This is a genomic window from Actinomadura darangshiensis, assembly GCF_004349235.1.
GTDB lineage: Bacteria > Actinomycetota > Actinomycetes > Streptosporangiales > Streptosporangiaceae > Spirillospora > Spirillospora darangshiensis.
Genome location: NZ_SMKY01000568.1, coordinates 1 through 2,307 on the forward strand (window position 1 = coordinate 1; position 2,307 = coordinate 2,307).

The window sequence follows — 2,307 nt, forward strand, 5'->3', positions numbered from 1 at the left end:
GGTGGACGGAGACGGCGAGGGGTCGGCGGCGGAGGCGGGGACAGCGAGGTAGAGGCCGAGCCCGAGGAGCCCGGCGGCGCCGGCGGCGCCGGCCGCGGCCGCGATCGTCGTGCGGTTGGTTCGCATGCGGGCCATGTAACCGGGCGGGTCTGGCAGAAGTCCACGCCGGATCCTGGGAGAACCCTGAGAGTTCACCGAAGACCGGCGAACATGCCCCCGATCAGATGAAGTGCCTGGTCACGGGCCTGTGTCGGGTCCTGTGCGTCCGCCACGGTGAGGGCCAGCTCGGTCAGCGCGCCGTAGAAGGCGGCCGTGGTGAGGGCGAGCGGGTGCGGGCCGGTGTCGCCGAGGAGGGCGGCCAGGCCGTCGGTGAGGATGGTGCCGAGGTAGCGCTGGTCCAGCTCGCGCCAGCGCTGCCAGCCGAGCGCGATCGGCCCCTGGAGCAGGACGATCTCCCGGTAGGCGGGGTCGGAGCAGATCTCCAGGAACGCGCGGATTCCGGCGGACGTCCGCGTCCACGGGTCGTCCTCGGCGGCCATCGCGGTGGTGATCCGTTCCGCGGCCTCGGCCTCCAGGTCCTCGAAGACGGCCTCGAACAGGCCCTGCTTGCCGGCGAAGTGGTGGTAGAGGGCGCCGCGGGTGAGGCCGGCGGCGCGGACGAGCTCCTCGGCGGACACGTCGGTGAAGCCGCGATCGGCGAAGAACCGGCGCCCGGCTTCGAGCAGGGCGGCGCGGGTGCTCGCGACGTACCGTTCCCGCCGGGTCTTGACCTGCTCCGCCATGCGGCATGTATAACACATACATGGTGTATGTGAGATGCGCCTGGTATGGGAGGGAACATGGCGGACATCGCGGTAGTCGGAGGCGGTGTCGCCGGGCTGGTCGCCGCCCGTGACCTCGTCCGGGACGGGCATGACGTGGTCGTACTGGAGGCCCGCGACCGGGTCGGCGGACGCGTCCTGAACGGCGAACTGCCCGGCGGGGAGCCGATCGAGATCGGCGGCCAGTGGATCGGCCCAGGCCAGGACCGGGTGCTCGCACTGATCAAGGAGTTGGGCCTGTCCACGTACCCGACCTACGACCAGGGGCGGCACATCGCCGAGCTGGGCCGCGTCCGCCGCGAGTACGCGGGCCGCATCCCGCGCCTTTCCCCGGTGACACTGGCCGACATCGCGCAGGGCCAGCTGCGCATCGCCCGGATGGTGCGCGGCATCCCGCCGGACGAGCCGTGGACCGCCCGGCACGCCGCCCGGCTGGACGGCCAGACCTTCGAGACCTGGCTGCGGCGCAACCTGCGCACCAGCGGCGGCCGCGGATTCCTGCGGCTGATCACGCAGGCGGTCTTCGCGGCCGAGGCGGGGGACCTGTCGGCGCTGTGGGCCGGCTTCTACATGGCGTCCGCCGGCGGGCTCGACCCGCTGATCGACACGACCGGCGGTGCGCAGCAGGACCGCGTCTCCGGCGGCTCGCAGCGGATCGCCCTCGCGCTGGCGGACGAACTGGGCGACCGCGTGGTCCTGAACTCGCCGGTCACGGAGATCGAATGGGAGGACGACTCGGTCCGGCTCCGGACCCCGTCCCGCGAGATCCGGGCGCGCCGCGCGATCATCGCCGTCCCGCCGCCGCTGGCCGCACGGATCCGCTACACCCCGGGCCTGCCCGGCGACCGCGACCAGCTCGTCCAGCGCATGCCGATGGGACGGGTCATCAAGGTCAACGTGGTGTACGACGAGCCGTTCTGGCGCGCGGACGGGTTCAGCGGCCAGGTCACCAGCGACCAGCGCCCGTTCGGCATCACCTTCGACAACACGCCCGAGAGCGGCGTGCCCGGCGTGATCGTCGGCTTCCTGGAGGGACGGCACGCCGACATCGCCGCGCGCCTCACCGCCGCCGAACGCCGCGCCCAGGTCATCGCCGACCTGACCGCCTATTTCGGCCCCCGAGCCAAGGACCTGGTCGCCTACATCGAACGCGACTGGGCCGACGAGGAGTACTCGCGCGGCTGCTACGGCGCCTTCGCCGCCCCGGGAACCCTGACCCGTTTCGGCCCGTCCCTGCGCCGCCCCATAGGCCCCCTGCACTGGGCCGGCACCGAAACCGCCACCCAATGGGCCGGCTACATAGACGGCGCCATCGAATCCGCCCACCGAGCCACCAACGAACTAACCCTGTAGCCCACCCGACCACCCGCCGCCCGCGTGCGGGCCATTGCGTGGGCCGGGTGCTGCGGGCCACCGTGTCGAGTGGGTGCGGTGTCGAGTGGGTGCGGTGCTGGCGGTGGTGTGCCGGGTGCTGTGTGTCTGTCTC

The 2,307-nt window shown here is 72.5% G+C and carries 2 protein-coding genes; one reads left to right on the top strand and one right to left on the bottom strand.

The window, feature by feature from the left end:
- Positions 1-191 precede the first annotated feature (191 nt).
- Positions 192-782, bottom strand: coding sequence for a TetR/AcrR family transcriptional regulator (locus E1293_RS46460; RefSeq protein ID WP_132206463.1), 591 nt, complete (start codon positions 780-782; stop codon positions 192-194).
- Positions 783-839: 57 nt separating this feature from the next.
- Between E1293_RS46460 and E1293_RS46465 the strand changes: the two genes are divergently transcribed.
- The gene (locus E1293_RS46465) at positions 840-2,174 is read left to right on the top strand and encodes a flavin monoamine oxidase family protein (RefSeq protein ID WP_132206465.1); all 1,335 of its coding nucleotides are present in this window, start codon (positions 840-842) and stop codon (positions 2,172-2,174) included.
- Positions 2,175-2,307 lie beyond the last annotated feature (133 nt).